We start from the raw sequence: 20,900 nt of genomic DNA on the forward strand, positions 1-20,900 counted from the left end.
TCCGCCGGATCACGGCCGGGCCGCGAAGCCCGGAACGGGCTACCCGGACCGGCCTGTTCGAGGGACGACGTGTACGGGTTTCGGATCTGGTGGACGCCGGACTGCTGGCTCCGGGTACAAAGCTCACTTTCGAGCACAAGCAATCCGGGAAAGCGCATCTCGCACAGGTGGCTGCGGACGGCAGGATCGAACTGCAAGACGGGCAGAAGTTCAAAACCCCTTCCAGGGCAGCCGCCGCAGCTGTCGGACCTGGATCTTACGACGCCGACGACGGCCGCAAAGGACCACAGGAGGAAGCTTCTTGCTCACGCAACGCCGGTTTCCCATGCCAGATCGCTCTCTCTGTCAGCGAGGCCGGTGGCTCTTGAGCTGGTGAACTCCGCCCCTATGAAACGCTCTCCAGCTGGCGCAAGAGGCTGCGGTTGTCGGTGCGTACCCACTCTTCGACGAGGCGTCCCCTCTCGTCGAAGCGGAAGATGTTCAGCAGGTCGAATACGACGCGTCGGCCGTTGGGCGGCAGCGGGCCGGCCGGGGACTGGGTGAACTCACGGACGAAGGTGCCTTCGATCCATGTCTGGCAAGCCACGTGGTCGCCTTCGGCCACCACGATTCCGCGTCGGATGGAGCGGGCGTCGAAGGCGCCGCGTACTGACGCGAAGTAGGCGGTGAGTCCGGCGAAGTCGGATTCGAAACCGTCCGGCCCGTGAAAGCGGAACTTCTCCGTGTCGAAATAGGCCGCCGCCTCGGCCGGATCCTCGCCCGACACCTCCAGCTCACCGGCCCGGACCAGTCGCGCCACGAGTTCGTTTCGAGTGATTCGCTGTGTCATGTCGCCAGCCTGCCCGCCGCCAGGCATGCGGTCCAACGATGATTTCGCACGGTATCCATGCCGAATACGCATGGTAAATTCCAGCCGTGGCTGAGTTCACCCTCGCGGGCCTCCGGGTTGTTCAACAAGTCGCCGCCTCGGGTTCCTTCACCCGGGCAGCCGAGATACTCGGCTACACACAGTCGGCCGTCTCCCGTCAGGTCGCTGCCACGGAAGCGGCGGCCGGGGCGCCCATCTTCGACCGCAGGCCACGAGGCGTGGCGCTCACCCCGGCCGGCCAGGTGCTCGTCCGGCGGGCGGCGGAAATCCTCGCCGACCTGGCAGCGATCGAGCTGGAACTCGCGGGCCTGCGCGACCGGCTGGCGGGCCGCCTTGCGATCGGCTCCTATCCCACCGCGGCCATGGCCCTGGTCCCCAGAGCGATGGCACAGGTGACCGCCGGCCATCCGGGTCTCGCCGTCGCCCTGGAGGAAGCCTCGACCCCCGCCCTGCTTCGTCGGCTGCGGGCGGGCCGGCTGGACGTGGCGGTCATCGGGGTAGGCCACGGCCTGCCGGACTACGACCTGAGCGAACTACGCCAGGCCGCAGTGGTCCGAGGCGATCTTCTCGTGGTCGTCCCGGACACCCACCGGTTCGCGGACCACGACCGCGTCACCATTGCGGACCTGGCCCACGAACACTGGATCGCCGGGGACCGCACCACCGGCGAGCCGCAGTTCGGGGCCTGGCCGACCTTGCCGCGCCCCCGCATCGCCCACACCGCGCGCAGCTGGTCGACACGTCTCAGTCTGGTCGCGGCCGGCCTGGGCATCACTGTCATCCCCGACTTGGCCCTGCCGGCCCTGCCAAGGGGTGTACGGGCCGTGGCCGTCACGGACACCTGGCCCGGCCGCGCGACAGTCGTCGTAACCCGGCCGCGCCCCTCTGACCAGGCACAGGCGATGGTGACGGCCCTGCAGCATCAGGTCGCTCGCCTCCCCAAGCCTGACTCTGGGCAGGAACCGCAGAGAACTCGGAGATCTCCTGGTGAGAAGAGTGCCCCAAGCGGTGCCGGCTCCGCATCACCCGGTACAGCGCGCCGCCCTAGGCGGCCGGGCGCGTGAACCGGAGCGTCGACGTCACCGTCGTCAGGCCACGCATCATGCCCAGCCGGTTCCAGCTCATGCCGAACTGCTCCCGGTCGACGGTGAACTCGGTGGTGAGCGTGATCGCGTCCGCGCTCGACCCGGTGACCTTCACGGTGACGGCCTGCGGGCGGCTGACACCGCGGACGGTCAACCGGCCCTCGACCTCCACAACGTCGTTCTGGCGGAACACGGCGTCACGGACCGCGAAGGCGAGGGTGGGGTGGTGCTCAACGTCGAAGAAGTCCGCGCTGCGCAGGTGCTCATCGCGCTTCTTGTGCTGGGTGTCCAGGGAGGCGGCGTCCAGGGTCACGGCACCGTGGACGGTGCCGTCGGGGCGGACCTCGCCCTCGCCGGAGACGCCGTTGAACGTTCCCTTCACGGTGACCATGCCCCACATCGTCACCTGACTTACGGCGATGGTGGAGCGGTTGGCGTCGAGCTGCCACAGGCCGGTTTCCACAGCGGTGGTCATTGGGACTCCCTTGTTGGGCGGGGCGCGGCAGAGCCGTGGCACACGGTTCCGCCCCATCGGTCGACAGGCGGGGGATCACCCAGTCGACGTAAGCGGACTTTACCCCGCTTGATGGGCGCACGCAACGCCCGAGACCGGCACCCAGGGCGGCGAACGCGCCGCGCATCACGCGCACTTGGCGGATCCAGAGGCCCTGACCAGGATGTTCGGCGCAATCTTGAGTACTTGGCGCGCGAGACCGAAACCGGGTCGAAGCGGGTTCGGTCGGGGCGGCGGCGCATGGCCCCGTACCTGCGACGACCACTCGAAAGGCATAACCGGACTTTACCCCGCATGATGGGATGGCTGTTAGGATCACCGCCATGGACGTGCTACCGGTGGGCTGGGGGGCGCCGCGCCCAGAACGGGCGGACGCGGCCCGTAACCGTGCACATCTGCTGGCCACTGCACGCCAGATGCTGGCCGAGTCCGGTCCCGATCAGCTGACGATGGACGCGCTGGCCGAGCGGTCGGGCCTGGGCAAGGGCACCGTTTTCCGGCGCTTCGGCACCCGGGCGGGGATCTTCCAGGCACTGCTCGACGAGATCGAGCGAGGCGTGCAGGAGCGGGTCCTGTCCGGGCCGCCGCCACTCGGCCCCGGGGCGCCGCCGGTCGACCGGCTCATCGCGTATGGCCGGGCACGGGTGCGCTTGTTGCTCGAGAACACGGAGATCGCCAGATTCGCGCTCGACGGTCGCCAGCCCCTCCCGCTGAGTCCCCAGACACCAACGTCACAGATGCACATCCGGATGCTCCTGCGCCAGTTGAACCTGGACGGCGTGGACCTCGACCTGCTCTCGATCCAGCTCACCGCGGCGCTCGACGGCCCGCTTCTGCTGTACCTTTCCGCCGACGCGCTGACCAACGCGGGCCCTCAGATCGAGCAAAGCCTCGGCTCGGCCTGGCAGGACTTGATCGAACGGGTATGCAGGCCCTGACCGGCAGACGCGCCACGCCGGACGAATGCTTGGCGGGCCCTTTACGGATGTAGCCCTGCTCCGCCAGGCGTTGGGCGTACCGGCCGGCCAGTGGCTCCAGCATGCTGCGGCCCAGCGGTGTCAGCGCGTACTCCACCCGGAGTTTCGGGTCGGCGTGCACCGTACGTGACACGAACCCGTTTCGCTCCAAGCCGCGGAGCGACTGGGTGAGCACCTTCGGGGTGACGCGGCCCAGTGGCACGCGGAGTTCGGAGTATCTGCGCGGGCCGTCGTCCAGGCAGCGCAGAACCATGGGTGCCCACTTGTCACCGAAGCGGAAGGGCAGCAGCGGGGACGGGCACAGTTCGTCGAACAAGTCGGGTGGCAGCGGTGGCCGTTGCGTCATCGAGGGGCTCCCGTCCTCGGCCTTGGTGTCCAGTTGGTGACCGACCTTCTGGATATCTTCCGGAGCATCGGCTCAGCGAGAGGTATTCCGATGACCGGAAGGCAGCCGGCTTGCCGGTTTGAACCTCACGTCGAACGTCAGGTTCAAAGCAGGACGGAAATCATGCGCGCAGCCCGCTTCCACGAGTACGGCGGAACGGAGAGCCTGGTGATCGAGCAGGCCCCCGACCCCCACCCTGGGCCTGGTGAGATCCGTGTCCGTGTCGCGGCGGCCGGCGTCAATCCCATCGACTGGAAGCTGCGCTCCGGCGCCCTGCACCAGCTGATTCCCCTGGAGCTGCCCGCCATTCCGGGGCGCGACGCCGCCGGAGTGGTCGACGAACTCGGTGACGGAGTACGGGGGGTGAGCATCGGCGACCGCGTCTTCGGGCCGGGCGGTGTCACCGGCGCGACCGCGGAGCTGGTCATCCTCTCGGCCTGGACCCACTCTCCCGACACGTGGAACGACGAGCAGGCCGCGGGCGCCGGTCTCGCGTCCGTGACCGCGATGCGTGGCCTGAACGCGCTCGGCTCCCTCGCGGGGCGCACCCTGCTCGTCGAGGGCACCGCCGGAGGCGTGGGCAGTGCGGCGGTCGAGATCGCTGTGGCGCAAGGTGCCACCGTGATCGGGACGGCCGGCGAGCGCAACCACGAATTCCTCACCTCTCTCGGCGCCGTTCCCACCACCTACGACCCCGGCCTCGCACAGCGCCTCCCCGCTCTCCCCGCTCTCGCCGCGCGCGGCGTCGACATCGCGCCCGACACCGCGGCCTCCGGATCCCTGGGCGACCTCGTCGCGATCACGGTCCAGCCACGAAAGCCGCACTCGATCAGCTCACCCGTGCCGGGCGGCGGAGTTCGGGCCGTCAGGTTCCGAGTCGACACGGTCGCGCCCGCACGACACTCGACGTCGACAGCGGCATGGCGGCGACGCGCATGCGGTGATCGCGCCCGGCCGAGCGCGGCACCGGAGTCGCGGATGCCGCGGTGTCCGGGCACGGACCGGTCTCACCCGTAGAGCCGGGGCGGCCGCCCCCGCTAGGGTGACGCGCGTGAGCAATGCGATCACACTCCGCAAGGGCCGGTATCAGGCTGTGAAGCAGTGGGCGTTGCACGACTACGGCGCGCTGGACGGCCCCGCGCAGATCCAAGTGGGCACGCTCGCCCGGGGCGGCTGGTTCGTGGACCACATAGCCTTCGGCGCGCGCCGCTTCGACGACAAGCACGCAGCCTGGTTCGCGATCCAGCACCTGATGACCTTGCACGAGGGTCGCTGGCAGGAGACTCCCGTCGATCGGCGCCCCTTCCTCGTCGTGCGCCGTACCGACGGCTCGCGCGTGCTCTACGACCAGAACGAGGACGAGTGCCTGTACAGCTACTGGGGTCGGCGGAAGGACCAGTACTGGGCCAGGTACCAGGCGGCTGAAGGCGCGGGTGAACTACTCCGCCAGACCGCCACGCACAAGTACCTGGACGGGTTCATCCACCTCACGGAGTACCAGGACCCGTTGGACGGGAACGTGCGATACATGCTCGAACGGGCCCGCGAGGGCGGAAGTGACTACCGAGCCATCGACTACGTGACACGTGAACTCGCGGAGACGCGGTACGAGCAGTCTGTCCGCGGCAACGCCCGGGACCGTTTTCCGTACCAGAACAGTGACGTGGAAGGCGTGCCCGTGGACTCCGGTTCACCGAGTCCCGCCGGTGTCCGCCGACTGGCCTCGGGCGTGATGGTGGCGTCCGCGGATCTGGCGGAGCACAGTCGCATGTATGGACGCGACGGTCACCGGTAGGGACGGCGCGGACATCGACTCGCCCTCGCGGCGGACGGCGGGAGCGCTCCGCCGCGACCGGGAACCAACCTCTCCGCGCGGTGCGTGCCCCGCTTCACGTGCCGATGGCGGGTATTGCCCCCCCTCCAGGGCCCAAGGTCTCCTCGCCGCAGGACACTTGGCCCAGGCATAACCGGGGAAGGACCCGGGGATGGGCTCGGTGGGGCCCCGGGAACACCTGGGCCACCGGAGTGCCCGGGAGCACCCGGGAGGACACCGATGCCGCCGGAGGGGGCGCCACAATGCGGGACAGTCATCGGGCGGAGGCCGAGGGGCTGCTGAGGCGGGCCGTGGAGGAGGAGGTACGGCGCTCGGGCGGACGCACGGACGGGACCGTCCTGCTGTCCCGGGCCCGCGCGTCCCTGGACGCCATGGCGGGTACCGCCGCCGAGGAGTACGAGGCCTACACCCGCGCGCTGGACGAGGCGTCGGCCGGACAGCTCACCTTCGGGCAGCGCTACGCCCGCGAGGGGGCCGGCACTCCCCTGCTGGTGGCCGCCGTGGCGGCGGTCGCCGCGGTGGTCGCCGACGTGGCGCTCGGCACCGGCACCGGCACGGCGGTCGGCGCGGGAGTCGCCGTCGGGGTGGTCGGCGCCGCGGCGACCGTGGTGAAGGTCGCCGGGTCCCACGTGCCGGCCGCCCATCACCGCGCCGGGGCCGCCGGACAGCCCGGCGGGCCCGCGCAGTTGCGGCTGCAGTGGCTCACCGCGCTGGAGGTGCGCGGCATCCGGCCCTTCCTCGACCAGCAGCGGATGCTCGCCGCGTCCACCGGACCGGCCAAGACCGGGCCGAAGCTGCGGGGTGCCGACAAGAGCGCGGCGGCCCGGGGGCGCAACGCGCTGGAGCAGTCGTTCGGACAGCTTCCCGAGCCGGACGGCGCGTTCGCGGGCCGGCGGCAGGAGATGGCACGGCTGCTCCAGTGGGTGCGGGCGGCCCGCGCGAGCACCGAGACGAAACCGACGGTGGTGGTACTGCACGGGGAGCCCGGCAGCGGCCGTACGACACTCGCCGTGCGGGCCGTCCACGAGCTGCGGGACTACTTCCGCGGCGCGTGCCTGGTCGATCTGCGCGGGGACGGTTCGGCGGCGGGCGACGAGGCGCCGCTGAGCACCCGGGACGCGCTGCTGCACCTGCTGAACCGGCTCGGCGCGCCGCGCGAGCAACTGCTGTTCCGTGAGCGGTCCTCCGCTGACCAGCAGGTCAAACGGCTCAGCGAGCTGTACCACCAGCATCTGACGGGCGTGCCGGTCACCGTGGTCCTGGACGACGCCTCCGACCCCGAGCAGGTGCGCACGCTGGTGCCCGAGCGGTCGGACAGCCTGGTGCTGGTCACGGCGCGGGAGCCGCTCCGGCTGCCGCCCGACCTGCCCGCGCGGGTGTACGACCTTCCCGTCGAGGCGCTGGACGCGGCCGGCGCGGAGGAGCTGCTGGCCGCCGCCGCGGAGGACGCCTCGGGGCCCTACGACGCCGAGGCGGGCGACCGGATCCGGCAGTTGTGCGGCGGACTGCCGCTGGCGCTGCGGGTCGCGGGGTCGTCGCTCGGCCCGCGCTCGCCGCGCGCCCTGGCGACCGACCTGGGCGCCTACGGGCCGGTGGAACCGGTCGAGCGGGCCCTGTGGCTGCGCTACACCGACCAGCCGGAACCGGCCCGGCGGCTGCTGCGCCGGCTGGCCCTGGCGGGGCGCACCTCGCTGGGTGCCGCTGCCGCCGCCGCGCTGCTGGCCACGGACGACGTGGAGGCGACCAGGCAGTTGGCGGCGCTGTCGCGGGCGGGCCTGATCGACCATGTCCGGGGCAGCCGCTACCGGCTGCACGACGTGGTCCGCGCCTTCGCCCGCGCCCGGCTCGCCGACGAGGAGGAACCGGAGGAGCGGGCGGCGGCCCAGGAACGGCTGATCGCGAACTACGCCGAGCTGGCCGACTCCGTGCTGCGGCTGGTCGACGGCAACATGTCGACCCGCTCGGACCGGTTCGGGCAGTACGGCTTCACCTCCCTGGACGAGGCGCTGCGCTGGCTGGACGACGAGTCGAGCTTCATCACGGCGGCGCTCAGACACGCGGAGGGCGTCGACCAGGGCACGGTGCTGAACCTGCTGGGCGCGCTGTGCGACTACTGCCTGCTGCGCGGCGACCTGTACCGGCTGGGCGAGATCAGTGAGCTGGCGCAGTCGGTGGACCAGGGGCTGCTGGTGCGCTCGGTGCAGTGGCGTACCGGTATCGCGGCCCGGCAGCTCGGTGAGCTGGACAAGGCCCGTACGACGCTCACCTCCGTGGTCGACCTGTACCGGGAGGCCCACCACGACGCCGGCGCGGCCCGCGCCCTGTGCTCACTGGGCATCACGCTGCACCACCAGGGCAACCTCACCGACGCGGCGGCCAAGCTGCGGGAGGCGCTGGACCTCCAGGCCTCGCCGGAGCTGGACACGGACCGGGCCTGGACACTGCACGCGCTGGCGGCGGTGCAGCGGGACCGGGCCAGGCTGGCGGAGGCCCTGGACCTGCTCACCGAGTCCCTGGTGCTGCACCGCGCGGGCGAGTCGTTGCACGGCCAGGCGTGGGCACACTTCCAGCTCGGCCAACTGCACCTGCGCATGGGCGACGTGACACAGGCCGACTCGGACCTGCGCGCGGCCCTCGAACTGTACGGCCGCACCCAGGACGCCCGCGGCGAGGCCTGGGCGCTGACCCAGCTGGCGCGGGCGCGCCTGGTCGACGGCGAGGCCTCGGAGGCGTTGGAGGAGCTGCGGCGGGCGGCGGCCCGGCACCGGGAGAACGAGGACGCGCGCGGCGAGGCGTGGACGGTCTACTACGTGGGCCAGGCCTTGGAGGAGATGGGCGACCTGGACCAGTCGGTGCGTGAGCTGGAACGCTCCCGGACGATGTTCTCCCGGATGCGCGACGTGTACGGCCTGGCCTGCGCCCGGCACCACTCGGCGCGGGTCACCCGCGACCAGCGGGCCGCCCAGACGGGCTCGCTGCGCAACTCCGGCTTCGCCCGGCAGCTCCTGGTGGACGCGCGCGCCGACTTCCAGCGCATCGGCGTCGGCCACGGGGAGGCGTGGACCTGTCTGGAGCTGGCGGTGGTGGACGCGGGCAACGCCCGTACGCCGCAGGCACTCGCCCTGTGCGACGAGGCCGCCGCCCTGTTCGCCGCGTACGGCGACCGGCGGGGCGAGGACTGGGCCCGCTTCCTGCGCTGCACCCTGCTGCCGTACGCCGCCCCCGGGGGCGTGGAGGTCGGCTCGGCGGTGGCGCAGGAGGAGCTGGCCCAGTTGTCCCGGGCCCGCCACCCGGCCCGGGACACCAAGCTCGACGACTACGTGAACGCCTACCAACTGCTCCTGGAGCGCGGCGTCCAACTGGAGGCCGGCTGGCAGGCCTGGCGCCTCGGCATGACCCCGAACCGCCACGCCCGCGAGGTGATGGGGGTGGCGGTGACGGCCCGGCAGTAGGGCCGCGGCCTCAGCCCCGGCCGCCGCTTCGAGAGCCTGGGCGGCCGGGCACCCGCCGCGGAGCGCCCGCGCGCCGGGCGCTCCGCGTTTGTGCGGGGGCCGGTGTCAGCCCTGCTGCGTCTCCACCCGCCCGGACGCGTCGTCCTTGCCCCCGGCCTCGGGTTCCGCCTCCGGATCCGTCGGCTCCTTGAAGTCGACCTTGCCCATGTGGCGGCTCATGGACCGCATCAGCCCCCACACCGCGAGGGCCATCACCGCGAAGACGACGAACCCGAGGACACCGGGCGTCACCTTGTCCTCGTCGAGTTCGGCGAGAGTGACGAGGTGCGTCATTGCCAGGCTTGCGCTTGCACTCATGTCAGGCATTGTCCCGGATGCCCGCGAAGAGGTCGCGCTCGGGGAGGGAGGTGTCCACGAGGGACTTGGCCAGCTCGTACTCCTCGGTGGGCCAGACCTCCTTCTGGATCTCCATCGGCACCCGGAACCATCCGCCGTCGGGGTCGATCTGCGTCGCGTGCGCGATCAGCGCCTTGTCCCGGATCTCGAAGAAGTCGGCGCAGGGCACGTGCGTGGTGAGCGTGCGCTCCTTGCGCTCGAACTCGGCCCAGCGCTTGAGCCAGTCCCCGTACGGCGACTCCAGGCCGCGCTCCAGCAGAGCGTGGTGCAGTGCCTCGGTGCGGGGCCGGTTGAAGCCCTGGTTGTAGTACACCTTCAACGGCTGGTACGCCGGTCCGTACTCGGCCTCGGGGTACTTCTCGGTGTCGGCCGCGCCCTCGAAGGCCACCATCGTGATCTTGTGGGTCATGATGTGGTCGGGGTGCGGATACCCGCCGTTCTCGTCGTAGGTGGTGATCACCTGGGGCCGGAAGGAACGGATCCTGCGCACCAGCTCGCCGGCCGCCTTGTCCACGTCCTCCAGGGCGAAGCAGCCCTCCGGCAGCGGCGGCAGCGGGTCGCCCTCGGGCAGGCCGGAGTCGACGAAGCCTAGCCACTCCTGGCCCACGCCCAGGATCTCCCTGGCCTCGTCCATCTCCTTCTTGCGTACCTCGTGGATGTGCTCCTCGATGTACGCGTCGCCCTGGAGCTTGGGGTTGAGGATGGAGCCGCGTTCCCCTCCCGTGCAGGTCACCACCAGCACGTCCACCCCCTCGGACACGTACTTCGCCATGGTGGCCGCGCCCTTGCTCGACTCGTCGTCGGGGTGGGCGTGGACGGCCATCAGTCGCAGCTGGTCAGTCAAGACTCAATCCTCGGTAAGTCGGCGCCCGTGTGCACCGGCGCAATCGGCGGCTTCTATAGTGACCGAATCGAAGGGTGAATAATTCCGGAGTCCGGGAAGACCGGGCCCCGGGGCTCTTCCGGGACGCGCCCGGCCCGCTCCTGCCGAGAGGACGATCATGAGTACGGCGAGCACGCGCCCGCCCGAGGGCCGCTACGGCCGCTCCTCGGACGAACGGGCCGACCGCACCCTCAAGGTCGTCGGCGCCGTGCTCGGTGCCGTCCTGCTCGCGGTGATCGGCTGGTTCGGCTACCACTACGTCGGCCAGAACAAGATCAGCGGTGAACTGATCGGGTTCGAGCTGTCCGCCGACTCGGTGCAGGTGCACCTGGAGGTCCGCAAGGACGCCGGTGTCGCCGGCTACTGCACGGTGCGCTCCCAGGCCGAGGACGGCGACGAGGTGGGCCGGGCCGACTTCCGCTTCGCCGGGGACGACACGCGCATCGACAAGGTCGTCACCCTGCGGACGAAGGCGCCGGGCACCTCGGCCGAGCTGCTCGGCTGCCACGCGGAGTGACCCAGCGGGGCCCGCTGGCGCGAATCCATAGGGCCTGACCTGCGGCTACCTGAATCTGGTGGCTTATATCCTCCCCCTTTGGCCAGTGAATTGTTAGGCTCGTGGTTTCGCCCTTCCGTGAAGGAACATCCTTCTGGGTAGGGCGTTGATTTGTATTCCCAGTACCAACGAGGAGCACCCGTGACCCAGACCAGCGAGAACGTCACCTGGCTGACCCAGGAGGCGTACAACAAGCTCAAGGAGGAGCTTGAATACCTTACTGGTCCTGCGCGCACCGAGATCTCTGCCAAGATCGCCGCAGCGCGTGAGGAGGGGGACCTGCGCGAGAACGGCGGGTACCACGCGGCGAAGGAGGAGCAGGGCAAGCAGGAGCTGCGTGTGCGCCAGCTGACCCAGCTGCTCGAGAGCGCCAAGGTGGGTGAGGCCCCGGCCGCCGACGGTGTGGTGGCGCCCGGCATGGTCGTCACGATCGCCTTCGACGGTGACGAGGACGACACGCTGACCTTCCTGCTCGCCTCGCGCGAGTACGCGAGTTCGGAGATCGAGACCTACTCGCCCCAGTCCCCGCTGGGCTCGGGCGTCACCGGCCACAAGGTCGGGGAGAACGCGCAGTACGAGCTGCCCAACGGCAAGCCGGCCTCCGTGAAGATCCTCAAGGCGGAGCCCTACAACGGCTGATCCTTTGGTGACGGGCCCCCGGCGTCCTGGTGACGCCGGGGGCTTTCGTCATGCGGCGGCCGAGCGGTACTTGCGCACCGCCAGGGTCCTGAAGACGGCGATGATCAGCACGGACCAGATCACCGACGCCCAGACGGGATGCTGCATGGGCCAGGCGTCGGACTGCACGACGCCCGGGTTGCCGAACAGCTCCCGGCAGGCCTGCACCGTGGCGCTGAAGGGGTTCCACTCGGCGATGTGCCGAAGCCAGGGGGTCATCTGGCTGGAGTCCACGAAGGCGTTCGACACGAACGTCACCGGGAACAGCCAGATGATCCCTCCCGAGGTCGCCGCCTCCGGGGTGCGCACGGACAGGCCGATCAACGCTCCGATCCAGGTGAAGGCATAGCCCAGCAGAAGCAGCAGGCCGAAGCCGGCCAGGATCTTTCCGGCGTTGGTCGGATCCGCGGAGCCGGTGCGCCAGCCCACGATCAGCGCCACGATCGCGAGGACGAGCAGAGTGATGGAGGTCTGGACGAGGTCGGCGACGGTGCGGCCGGTCAGCACCGCGCCACGGGCCATCGGCAGGGAGCGGAAACGGTCGACGAGCCCCTTCTGCATGTCGTCGGCGATGCCGGCGGCCGAGCCCGCGGTGGCGAACGTGACGGTCTGGGCGAAGATGCCGGCCATCAGGAAGTCCTTGTAGATGCCCGGGTCGGTGGTGTTGCCGATCTTCATCGAGCCGCCGAAGACATATGTGAACAGGACGACGAACATCACCGGCTGGATGATCCCGAACAGGACCATCTCGGGAATCCTGGTCATCCGGATCAGGTTTCTGCGGGCGATGACCAGCGAGTCCCGGGCGGACTGGCCGAGGGGGTTGGCGCGCGCCGCGCCCCGTGCGGCGTCGGTGACGGCGCTCACTTGGCTGCCTCCTTCTTGTCCTTCTTGTCCTTCTCGCTCTTGCGGTCGGCGGGGTCGGCGCCTTCCGCCCGGCCGTTCTCCTCGGTCTCGGCGGTGTGGCCGGTGAGGGAGAGGAAGACGTTGTCGAGCGTGGGGCGGCGCAGGGCGATGTCGTCGATCTCGATGCCGCGGACGTCGAGTTCGCGGATGACCTCGGCGAGCAGCTTCGCGCCACCGGTGACCGGAACGGTGAGCTTGCGGGTGTGCTCCTCGACGGTGGTCGAGCCCTTGCCGAATCCGCCGAGCACCTCGGCGGCCGTCCGCATGTGCTCACGCTCGTGGACCACGACCTCGACGCGCTCTCCGCCGGTGCGGGCCTTGAGTTCGTCGGAGGTGCCGCGGGCGATGACGCGGCCGTGGTCGACGACCGCGATGTCGTGCGCGAGGTGGTCGGCCTCCTCCAGGTACTGGGTGGTCAGCAGCAGGGTCGTACCGTCGGCGACCAGCTGTTTGATGACCTCCCACAGCTCCTGTCTGTTGCGCGGGTCGAGGCCGGTGGTCGGCTCGTCCATGAACATGACGGGCGGGGAGACGACCAGGGCCGCCGCCAGGTCGAGCCGACGGCGCATGCCTCCCGAGTAGGTCTTCGTCGGGCGGTCGGCGGCGTCCGAGAGGTGGAACTGGTCGAGCAGCTCGCCGGCCCGTACCTTCGCCGCCTTGGCCCTCATCTGGTAGAGCCGGCCGACCATCTGGAGGTTCTCGCGGCCGGTCAGATATTCGTCGACCGCGGCGAACTGGCCGGAGAGGCCGATCGAGCGCCGCACGTCGTTGGGCTGCCTGAGTACGTCGATGCCCGCGACGACCGCCTTGCCGCTGTCGGGCCGCAGCAGGGTCGTGAGGCAGCGGACGGCGGTGGTCTTGCCCGCGCCGTTCGGCCCGAGCAGGCCCAGGACCGTGCCCTCGGGAACGTCGAGGTCGACGCCGTCCAGAGCCCTTACGTCACCGAAGGTTTTCACCAGGCCTTCGGCATAGATGGCGCCTGGCATATGAGTCTCCACGTCGTCGGGGAATCTTCGGAAAGCCTAGATTTGTGCGTTCTGCTCGGCCCAGCGAGCGATGCACGACACACAGTAACGCGATGTATCGCGTCTCACAATGTAATTACCCGAACGGGTGACGAAGGGCCTCCGGCCGCCCTCAGCCGATGACGGTGTAGCCCGCCTCCCGCAGCGCCCGGCCGACCTCGGCACAGTGCTCCGGACCCTTCGTCTCCAGGTGCAGCTCGACCTCCGCCTCCGTGAGCCCGAGCCGTGGATCGGTCCGCAGATGGCTCACGTCCAGGACATTAGCGTCGACCACTGACAACACCCCGAGAAGCGTGGCCAGGGCGCCGGGCCGGTCCGTCAGCCGCAGCCGGACCGCCAGGTAGCGGCCCTGCGCGGCCATGCCGTGCCGCAGCACGCCCTGCATCAGCACCGGGTCGACGTTGCCCCCGGACAGCACCGCGACCACCGGCCCCTCGAAGGCCCCAGGCTCGCTCAGCAGCGCCGCCACCGGACTCGCCCCGGCCGGCTCCACGACCAGCTTGGCCCGCTCGAGACACAGCAGCAGAGCGGTGGCCAACTCGTCCTCGGAGACCGTGCGGACCTCGTCCACCAAGGTGCCGACGATCCCGAACGGCACGTCGCCCGGCCGTCCCACCTTGATGCCGTCGGCCATCGTGGCGGGGTTCTGGACGGCCACCGGGCGCCCCGCGGCGAGGGACGGCGGGTACGCCGCAGCGCCCTGCGCCTGCACACCCACGATCCGTACGTCCGGCCGCAGTGCCTTCACCGCGACGGCGATCCCGGCCGCCAGCCCTCCCCCGCCGATGCCGACCACGACGGTCCGCACCTCGGGGCACTGTTCGAGGATCTCCAGTCCGACCGTGCCCTGGCCCGCGATGACGTCGGGGTGGTCGAAGGGGTGGATGAACACCGCGCCCGCGCGCTCCGCGTACTCCTGTGCGGCGGACAGCGTCTCGTCGACCACCTGGCCGTGCAGCCGCACCTCCGCGCCGTAGTCCCGGGTCGCGCTGATCTTCGGCAGCGGGGCGCCCTTCGGCATGAACACCGTCGAGCGCACACCGAGCAGCGACGACGCCAGCGCCACGCCCTGCGCGTGGTTGCCCGCGCTCGCCGCGACCACACCGGCGGCCCGCTGCTCGGGCAGCAGCCCGGCGATCCGGACGTAGGCGCCGCGCAACTTGAAGGAACCGGTCCGCTGGAGGTTCTCGCACTTGAAGTGCACCGGCGAGCCGACCAGCTGGGACAGGTGCCTGCTGCCCTCCATCGCCGTCACCCGTGCCACGCCCGAGAGCATTTTCTGGGCTCCGCGCACATCGTCGAGGGTGACCGGTCCGACACGGGCGGCCGTGCTGTAGCTCATGCCTCCAGCATCGCAGTTCACCGGCGCCCGGGAGCGGTGTGACCAACCTCCGAGACCCGCTTTGCCCAGCGCCCGTACGCCTCGCCGCCCGGCCGCGTACCCTTTCCCCCAACCAGCAGCCCTTCCAAGAAGTGAGCCCCCGGCCATGCCCACAACACCTGAAATGTCGATGGACATGACGACCGCCGGTGACACCGGTCTTCTCGAGACGCTCCAGCACGAGGTCGCGCTCTTCGCCCGTCGTGCCGAACAGACCCGGCTGGGCGGGGTCGGGCAGGTGCGCAACTCCATGGACCGCGCCGCCTACCTGCTGCTCAACCGCCTCGACAAAGAGGGTCCGATGGGCGTGAAGGCGCTCGCCGCGAGCATGGGGATCGACTCCTCGACGGTCACGCGGCAGGTGGCCCCGCTCGTCGACACCGGACTCGTCAAGCGGACCTCGCACCCCGAGGACGGACGCGCGGTGGTCCTCCAGTTGTCCCCGCGCGGCGTGTCGCGACTGGAAGAGGTCCGGTCCTCGCGGCGGCAGCTCATGGCCGAACTGACCCAGGACTGGGCGCCGCAGGAGCGCGAGGCGTTCTGCACGCTCCTCACGCGCTTCAACGGCGCCCTGTCCGCCCGTATGGCCCCCTCGGCGCCGTCGTCCGGTGAGTCTTCGCCGGCCTCCTGAGCCGCCTTTCACGGGCTTTCCGCGGCCGTTCGCACCGAACTCTTGACCGACGGGCCGTCGCTGGCCTGATATGAGACCTCACAGGGATCGTCGCCCTCTAGACAGGAGGCGCGGTGCGAGAACGGCAGGTGTCCCGCGGTGTCCGCCGGACCCGGGAGTTCGAGGCGTTCGTCGCGGGCGCGGCAGGGCGGCTGCTGCATGCCGCCACCCTCCTCACCGCGGAACCGCCAAACGCCAACCCGCGCGCGCGGCGCCTGCTCGTCCTCTCCCTCGCCCACACGTACGCGGACTGGGACCGGCTGCACGGGGAGGACCCGTACGACCGCGCCCGCCAATACCTGGCCACCCGTTTCGCCCGTGAGATCCGGCACCGCCACGGCGGTCTCGGCCGGACTCGCCGGCGCCTCACCGGTGCCCTGGGCGGGCTCGCACCGCGAGAACGCCTGGTCCTGGTGCTCAGGCTGTACGAGGGGGTCGCCGAAGAACAGGCGGCCGCCCTGCTCGGTCTGCCCGTGGAGCGCGTACGCACGCTCTGCGACCGGGCGACGGCCACCCTGCTGCACCCACCGCCCACCGCACCGGCCCGCCCGCTGACGACGGAGGCGAAGGCGGCGACGCCGTGACGCGCGGGGCGACCGGGGCGGCCGTTGTCGCGCCCGGTGTCGCGGCTGACAGCCCGTCCGGTGCCGCCTCGGGTGTCCCGTCCGGGTGCGGCTTCGGTGGCCCCGTCGGCGGCCCGTGCGGATGTGTGCGCGGCGGCGCGGCGGCCGGTACCCGCGCGTGGAGGGTCGGGAGGTTCCGGTGAACCGCGCTCAACGCGAGGCCGCGGCGCGGCGGATCATGGAGCAGTCGTCGCCGCGGGTGCCGCCCGAGCTGTACGCGGACGCGATGCGCCGCGGCGGACGCATGCTCCGGCGCAGGACCGTGGCCCGCCGCCTGATGTGGCTGGTGCTGTGCGCCGCGGTCCTGGCGTTCACGGTGTGGGCGCTGACCGCCCGGCCGTGGGTGGAGCCGCCGTCGGAGATGACCCCACCCGTCACGGGCTGGGAGGGCTGGTGAGCTCTAGCCCAGGGCCTGCTGGAGGTCGGTCAGCAGGTCGTCGACGTTCTCGATGCCGACCGACAGGCGCACCAGGTCGGCGGGCACCTCAAGGGCCGAGCCCGCGGCGGAGGCGTGCGTCATCCGGCCCGGGTGCTCGATCAGCGACTCGACGCCGCCCAGGGACTCACCGAGCGTGAACACCTTCGCACGGTCGCAGACCTCGACGGCCGCCTGCTCGCCGCCCTCGACACGGAACGACACCATGCCGCCGAACGCCTTCATCTGCTTGGCCGCGACCTCGTGCCCGGGGTGCTCCGGCAGCCCCGGGTACAGCACGCTCGTCACGCGCGCGTGCCGGGAGAGCATCTCGGCGACCTTGGTCGCGTTCTCGCTGTGGCGGTCCATGCGCACCGCGAGCGTCTTGGTGCCGCGCAGCACCAGCCAGGAGTCGAAGGGCCCGGCGACCGCGCCCATGGCGTTCTGGTGGAACGCCAGCTCCTCCCCCAGTTCCTGGTCGTCCACGATCAGCGCGCCGCCGACGACGTCCGAGTGGCCGCCCATGTACTTGGTCAGCGAGTGCACGACGACATCGGCGCCGAGGGCCAGCGGCTGCTGGAGGTAGGGCGTGGCGAAGGTGTTGTCGACGACGAGCCGGGCGCCCGCGTCCCGGGCGACCTGGGCGACGGCGGCGATGTCGGTGATGCCGAGCAGCGGGTTGGAGGGCGTCTCCACCCACACGGCCTTGGTCTGCCCGGTCAGGGCGGCCCGCACGGCGGCGGGGTCGCTCGTGTCGGCCACGGACCACTCCACGCCCCACCGGGCGGCGACCTTGGCGAAGAGCCGGAAGGTGCCGCCGTAGGCGTCGTTGGGGATGACCACGTGGTCGCCGGGGCTCAGCAGGGCGCGCAACAGGCAGTCCTCGGCCGCCAGTCCGGACGCGAACGCGAGGCCGCGACGGCCGCCCTCCAGGGCGGCGAGGTTCTCCTCAAGCGCGGTACGGGTCGGGTTCGCGCTGCGGCTGTACTCGTAGCCGCCGCGCAGTCCGCCGACGCCGTCCTGCTTGTAGGTCGACACCTGGTAGATCGGTGGGACGACCGCGCCCGTCAGGGGATCGGCGGTGTTGCCCGCGTGAATCGCGAGCGTCTCGAAGTGCTGACTGATGTGCCTGTCGCTCATGGGAACCGAGGGTAGCCGCGCGGGAGACTTCGCGCGTTTTCCACAGGGCGCGGGGCAGGTTGGCCAATTGTCGGCGGCGTCTGGTTCGCTTGAGGCATGGAGATTCTCTGGGTCCTGATGGCGCTGGTCGTGTTCGGCTTCGTGCTGCTTCCCGTTCTGCGGCGCCGGCGCGGTGCGGTCGGCCTGGTCCCACCGGGCCACCCGGACGCGGCGGACCCCTCGAACTACGGCTTCGCCCGCGAGGAGGAGCTGGACATCCGCATGCCCGGACCCGACCAGGACCTGCTGGACGTCCTGGACCTGGTGCAGCAGACGCAGGACTACCGGGGGGCGCAGCAGCTCCTCGCCGGCACGGAGGCGGCGGGCGAGCGGCGCTGGCAGCGCGTGCAGGCCTTCGCGGGCGCCGCGTCGCTCGAGCTGTCGCAGCGGCCCGGCGGGGTCGGTGAGACGCCGGGCGGGCAGTGGTTGCGGGTGTGGCGGGCCGAGGCGCCCAAGGACGCGGGCGGCGCGGCGGTGCACGCGGAGTTCCTGGTGCAGCAGGCGTGGCGGACGGCGACCCGGGGGACGGACGAGTTCCGGATCATCATGGAGGAGGCCAGGGCGGCCTGCTCGCAGGCGGCGCTGCTCGCTCCCGGGGACCCGATCCCGTACATCGTCGAGCTGTCGGTGGCGCGCGGCCTCGATTACCCGCGCGAGGACTTCGAGCAGTTGTGGCTGAAGATCCTGGACCGTGCCCCGGCCCACATGGGCGCGCATCTGGCCGCGCTGCACTACTGGTGCGAGAAGTGGCACGGCTCCCGCGACCTGTCGTACTCCTTCGCGGAGGCCGCGGCGGCCCGCGCGCCGCAAGGCTCCCTGCTGGCGGCCATGCCGCTGTTCGCGGTCTTCGAGCACCTGCCCGAGATCAATCTGGTCCGCGGTTTCTATCAGAGCGAGGTCGTCACCAAGGCGGTGCACGGCGCCCTGCACGCGGTCCACTCGGCACGCGCCGACGACCCGATGCAGGCGCACGTGCGCCATCTCCTGCTCTTCTTCCTGGTCCGCGGCGAGCGCTGGGCCGAGGCCATGAACCAGTTGATACTCATCGACGGCCACGTCGGCGCCCTGCCCTGGACGCTGTCCGCCGACCCGGCGGCGGAGTTCGCGGTCTACCGCGCGCTCGCGGTGGCGGGCTATGAGGCGAACGGCGGCAGTCCTGCGACGCTGCCGCACTGACGGCGGTGGCCCGGCGGGGTGCCGCCCGGCCGGGCCACCGCCTCGCGGTCAGCTCTCGGCGCGGACGGGAAGCCGCCACCCCGGGCGCGGGAAGTGGCAGGTGTAGCCGTCCGGGTAGCGCTGCAGGTAGTCCTGGTGCTCGGGCTCGGCCTCCCAGAAGGGGCCGACCGGCTCCACCTCGGTGACGACCTTGCCCGGCCACAGCCCGGAGGCGTCCACGTCCGCGATCGTGTCCTCGGCGATCCGCTTCTGCTCGTCGTCCACGTAGTAGATCGCCGAGCGGTAGCTGAGGCCGATGTCGTTGCCCTGGCGGTTCTTCGTGCTGGGGTCGTGGATCTGGAAGAAGAACTCCAGGAGCGTGCGGAAGTCGGTCTTCTCGGGGTCGAAGAGGATCTCGATGGCCTCCGCGTGCGTGCCGTGGTCGCGGTACGTCGCGTTCGGCACGTCGCCCCCGGTGTATCCGACCCGGGTCGCCGTCACGCCCGGGAGCCGGCGGATCAGCTCCTCCATCCCCCAGAAGCATCCGCCCGCGAGCACGGCCCTCTGTGTCTGCGCAGCCATCGCGGTCCTCCACATGTCAGTCGGCTAGGTAAGTCGGGCTTGCTCGGTCCGCACACCCTCCCGGTCCAACGTTTCAGGGACACCGGTGATTCCGTGAGGCCCCGTTCGTCCACGCAGACCGACCGCGCCGGGACGGCGCCGTCCGGCGGTCGCGGCTTCGCGCACCCGTGCGCCACGGAGGAAAGCCCAACGCCCGCGCGGTCCCGTCAGGTCGCCGTGGCCGTCGAAGGGACGCGGGGGATGGCCGAGTTCGGGTCGGTGCCCGAGAAGGCCAGGGTGATGACGAAGCCGGCGACCTCTTCCAGTTGGCGCACCCGGGTGAGGTCGCCGAGGACCGCCGGTTCGGCGCCGACGTCCCGCACCAGGGCGGAGACGACGCGCAGCGCGGCGGGGTCGTCGCCGCACATCGCCACCGTCACGGGGGCCCGGCCGCTTTCGGGACGGCTCGTCCACTGGGCGGCCGGGAAGAGGTGGAATGCCTTGACGACGTGTGCCCCCGGTGCCCACCCGGCGATCCGCCGTGCCGTCGACGCGCCGGGCTCGGTGAGCAGCACGCCCGCACCGTGTGCGACGGCGTTCGTCGGGTCGATCAACGGCGTCCCGTCGAGCGCTCCGTCGCGGGCACCCGCCAGTTCGAGCATCTCCTCGACGCCGTCCCAGGTCACGGCAAGCAGCACCGCGTCCCGCCCGGTGGCCGTCTCGCGCGGCGTCGCCGCGAGTGTTCCGCGGCCCAGTCGCAGGGCTAGTCGCTCCGCCCCGTCCCGGGACCTGCCGCCGATCACCAGATCGTGTCCGGCGCGCGCCCATCCCTCCCCCAAGGCCGCCGCCAGTGTTCCCGTGCCCAGAATGCCGATGCGCATCGTCGTCGCCTTCCGTTCGCCGACCGAATGGGAATTCACGGTAGGCAGGGCGTTACGCACCGCCTGGTGCGTAACGAACGCGCGAGAATGTGGGACGAGATGACCGGTCACGAGGATCACTGCCACGATTGGGTCGCCGACTGCCGGCTGCGCGCGGCCACGGACCTCTTCGCGCACACCTGGGACCCCGTGGTCCTGGCCGCCCTGCGCGCGGGACCGTGCCGGCGCCGTGAGCTGCGTACCGCGATCGGTGGCATCAGCGACAAGGTGCTCACCGACGCCCTGCGGCGGCTGCTGGCCAACGGTCTGATCGACCGCGAGGTGCACGCCGAGGCGCCGCCTCGCGTCGTGTACGCCCTCTCCGGACTGGGCCGCAGCCTCGTGGAGGGGCCGCTGGCGGCGCTCGGGCGGTGGGTCGGCGAGCACGGCGACGAGCTGCTCGACGCGCAGGAGCGAAACGCGGGGTGACCGCCCGC

General features: G+C 71.1%; 22 protein-coding genes and 2 pseudogenes. 13 read left to right on the plus strand and 11 right to left on the minus strand.

Annotation, left to right across the window (positions count from 1 at the left end; genetic code table 11):
- The first annotated feature begins 8 nt into the window (after window positions 1–8).
- Window positions 9–368: a restriction system modified-DNA reader domain-containing protein gene (locus AC4IHM_RS11580; RefSeq protein WP_490870808.1), complete on the plus strand. Its 360-nt coding sequence runs from the start codon at window positions 9–11 to the stop codon at window positions 366–368.
- Between the two features lie 17 nt (window positions 369–385).
- Here the strand turns inward: AC4IHM_RS11580 and AC4IHM_RS11585 are convergent, their stop codons facing one another.
- Entirely contained in the window at window positions 386–856 is a 471-nt protein-coding gene (locus tag AC4IHM_RS11585; protein ID WP_490866989.1) for an ester cyclase, read from the minus strand.
- A 59-nt stretch (window positions 857–915) separates the two neighbouring features.
- Here AC4IHM_RS11585 and AC4IHM_RS11590 point away from each other — a divergent pair, with 59 nt between their 5' ends.
- Window positions 916–1,932 (plus strand): LysR family transcriptional regulator, encoded by a 1,017-nt coding sequence (locus AC4IHM_RS11590; protein WP_490866990.1) that lies wholly within the window; start codon window positions 916–918, stop codon window positions 1,930–1,932.
- Here AC4IHM_RS11590 and AC4IHM_RS11595 read toward each other — a convergent pair.
- Entirely contained in the window at window positions 1,913–2,428 is a 516-nt protein-coding gene (locus AC4IHM_RS11595) for a YceI family protein (protein ID WP_490866991.1), read from the minus strand. The genes AC4IHM_RS11590 and AC4IHM_RS11595 overlap by 20 nt on opposite strands.
- A 362-nt stretch (window positions 2,429–2,790) precedes the next feature.
- Here AC4IHM_RS11595 and AC4IHM_RS11600 point away from each other — a divergent pair, with 362 nt between their 5' ends.
- Window positions 2,791–3,405 carry a TetR/AcrR family transcriptional regulator gene (locus AC4IHM_RS11600; RefSeq protein WP_490866992.1) on the plus strand — a complete coding sequence of 205 codons (615 nt, stop codon included), beginning with the start codon at window positions 2,791–2,793 and terminating at the stop codon, window positions 3,403–3,405.
- An 88-nt stretch (window positions 3,406–3,493) separates the two neighbouring features.
- On the opposite strand, the pseudogene AC4IHM_RS11605 reads toward AC4IHM_RS11600, so the two are convergent.
- Window positions 3,494–3,790: pseudogene (locus AC4IHM_RS11605) on the minus strand (winged helix-turn-helix transcriptional regulator); the annotation flags it as partial.
- 162 nt (window positions 3,791–3,952) lie between these two features.
- Here AC4IHM_RS11605 and AC4IHM_RS11610 point away from each other — a divergent pair.
- The 3 genes and pseudogenes from AC4IHM_RS11610 to AC4IHM_RS11620 all read left to right on the plus strand — a co-directional run.
- A pseudogene (locus AC4IHM_RS11610) lies at window positions 3,953–4,663 on the plus strand (NADP-dependent oxidoreductase); the annotation flags it as partial.
- 217 nt (window positions 4,664–4,880) lie between these two features.
- Complete coding sequence (locus tag AC4IHM_RS11615) at window positions 4,881–5,624, plus strand: hypothetical protein (protein ID WP_490866993.1); 744 nt, start codon at window positions 4,881–4,883, stop codon at window positions 5,622–5,624.
- A gap of 281 nt (window positions 5,625–5,905) precedes the next feature.
- Window positions 5,906–9,115, plus strand: a complete 3,210-nt coding sequence (locus AC4IHM_RS11620) for a tetratricopeptide repeat protein (RefSeq protein ID WP_490866994.1) — start codon at window positions 5,906–5,908, stop codon at window positions 9,113–9,115.
- A 105-nt stretch (window positions 9,116–9,220) separates the two neighbouring features.
- Here the strand turns inward: AC4IHM_RS11620 and AC4IHM_RS11625 are convergent, their stop codons facing one another.
- Together AC4IHM_RS11625 and mca are read right to left on the minus strand one after the other, a co-directional pair.
- Window positions 9,221–9,481: a hypothetical protein gene (locus AC4IHM_RS11625; RefSeq protein ID WP_490866995.1), complete on the minus strand. Its 261-nt coding sequence runs from the start codon at window positions 9,479–9,481 to the stop codon at window positions 9,221–9,223.
- The gene (gene mca, locus AC4IHM_RS11630; protein WP_490866996.1) at window positions 9,474–10,355 is read right to left on the minus strand and encodes a mycothiol conjugate amidase Mca; all 882 of its coding nucleotides are present in this window, start codon (window positions 10,353–10,355) and stop codon (window positions 9,474–9,476) included. The genes AC4IHM_RS11625 and mca overlap by 8 nt, the downstream gene beginning before the upstream one ends.
- A 157-nt stretch (window positions 10,356–10,512) precedes the next feature.
- Here mca and AC4IHM_RS11635 point away from each other — a divergent pair, with 157 nt between their 5' ends.
- Together AC4IHM_RS11635 and greA are read left to right on the plus strand one after the other, a co-directional pair.
- Window positions 10,513–10,911: a DUF4307 domain-containing protein gene (locus tag AC4IHM_RS11635; RefSeq protein WP_490866997.1), complete on the plus strand. Its 399-nt coding sequence runs from the start codon at window positions 10,513–10,515 to the stop codon at window positions 10,909–10,911.
- Between the two features lie 180 nt (window positions 10,912–11,091).
- Window positions 11,092–11,589, plus strand: coding sequence for a transcription elongation factor GreA (gene greA, locus AC4IHM_RS11640; RefSeq protein ID WP_490866998.1), 498 nt, complete (start codon window positions 11,092–11,094; stop codon window positions 11,587–11,589).
- A gap of 48 nt (window positions 11,590–11,637) precedes the next feature.
- Here the strand turns inward: greA and AC4IHM_RS11645 are convergent, their stop codons facing one another.
- The 3 genes from AC4IHM_RS11645 to ilvA all read right to left on the minus strand — a co-directional run bounded on the left by AC4IHM_RS11645 (window position 11,638) and on the right by ilvA (window position 14,901).
- A complete protein-coding gene (locus AC4IHM_RS11645) occupies window positions 11,638–12,495 on the minus strand; it encodes an ABC transporter permease (RefSeq protein WP_490866999.1) in 858 nt (285 codons plus the stop codon).
- Window positions 12,492–13,520: an ATP-binding cassette domain-containing protein gene (locus AC4IHM_RS11650; protein WP_490867000.1), complete on the minus strand. Its 1,029-nt coding sequence runs from the start codon at window positions 13,518–13,520 to the stop codon at window positions 12,492–12,494. Before AC4IHM_RS11650 ends, AC4IHM_RS11645 begins: the two co-directional genes overlap by 4 nt.
- Before the next feature lie 151 nt (window positions 13,521–13,671).
- The gene (gene ilvA / locus AC4IHM_RS11655) at window positions 13,672–14,901 is read right to left on the minus strand and encodes a threonine ammonia-lyase (RefSeq protein WP_490867001.1); all 1,230 of its coding nucleotides are present in this window, start codon (window positions 14,899–14,901) and stop codon (window positions 13,672–13,674) included.
- Window positions 14,902–15,070: 169 nt separating this feature from the next.
- Here ilvA and AC4IHM_RS11660 point away from each other — a divergent pair, with 169 nt between their 5' ends.
- From AC4IHM_RS11660 to AC4IHM_RS11670, 3 genes are all read left to right on the plus strand, one after another.
- Window positions 15,071–15,571: a MarR family winged helix-turn-helix transcriptional regulator gene (locus AC4IHM_RS11660; RefSeq protein ID WP_490870809.1), complete on the plus strand. Its 501-nt coding sequence runs from the start codon at window positions 15,071–15,073 to the stop codon at window positions 15,569–15,571.
- 113 nt (window positions 15,572–15,684) lie between these two features.
- Complete coding sequence (locus AC4IHM_RS11665) at window positions 15,685–16,194, plus strand: sigma factor-like helix-turn-helix DNA-binding protein (RefSeq protein ID WP_490867002.1); 510 nt, start codon at window positions 15,685–15,687, stop codon at window positions 16,192–16,194.
- A 178-nt stretch (window positions 16,195–16,372) separates the two neighbouring features.
- Entirely contained in the window at window positions 16,373–16,630 is a 258-nt protein-coding gene (locus AC4IHM_RS11670) for a hypothetical protein (protein WP_490867003.1), read from the plus strand.
- Between the two features lie 3 nt (window positions 16,631–16,633).
- Here AC4IHM_RS11670 and AC4IHM_RS11675 read toward each other — a convergent pair whose 3' ends face one another.
- Window positions 16,634–17,788, minus strand: a complete 1,155-nt coding sequence (locus AC4IHM_RS11675) for a cystathionine gamma-synthase (protein ID WP_490867004.1) — start codon at window positions 17,786–17,788, stop codon at window positions 16,634–16,636.
- 96 nt (window positions 17,789–17,884) lie between these two features.
- Between AC4IHM_RS11675 and AC4IHM_RS11680 the strand changes: the two genes are divergently transcribed.
- Complete coding sequence (locus AC4IHM_RS11680; RefSeq protein ID WP_490867005.1) at window positions 17,885–19,003, plus strand: hypothetical protein; 1,119 nt, start codon at window positions 17,885–17,887, stop codon at window positions 19,001–19,003.
- 48 nt (window positions 19,004–19,051) lie between these two features.
- Here AC4IHM_RS11680 and msrA read toward each other — a convergent pair whose 3' ends face one another.
- Window positions 19,052–19,564, minus strand: coding sequence for a peptide-methionine (S)-S-oxide reductase MsrA (gene msrA, locus AC4IHM_RS11685; protein ID WP_490867006.1), 513 nt, complete (start codon window positions 19,562–19,564; stop codon window positions 19,052–19,054).
- Between the two features lie 206 nt (window positions 19,565–19,770).
- Window positions 19,771–20,424, minus strand: a complete 654-nt coding sequence (locus AC4IHM_RS11690) for an NADPH-dependent F420 reductase (RefSeq protein ID WP_490867007.1) — start codon at window positions 20,422–20,424, stop codon at window positions 19,771–19,773.
- Window positions 20,425–20,523: 99 nt separating this feature from the next.
- On the opposite strand from AC4IHM_RS11690, the gene AC4IHM_RS11695 reads away from it, so the two are divergent.
- A complete protein-coding gene (locus AC4IHM_RS11695) occupies window positions 20,524–20,892 on the plus strand; it encodes a winged helix-turn-helix transcriptional regulator (protein WP_490870810.1) in 369 nt (122 codons plus the stop codon).
- Window positions 20,893–20,900: the final 8 nt, after the last annotated feature.

This window comes from Streptomyces sp. SL06 (assembly GCF_058244745.1).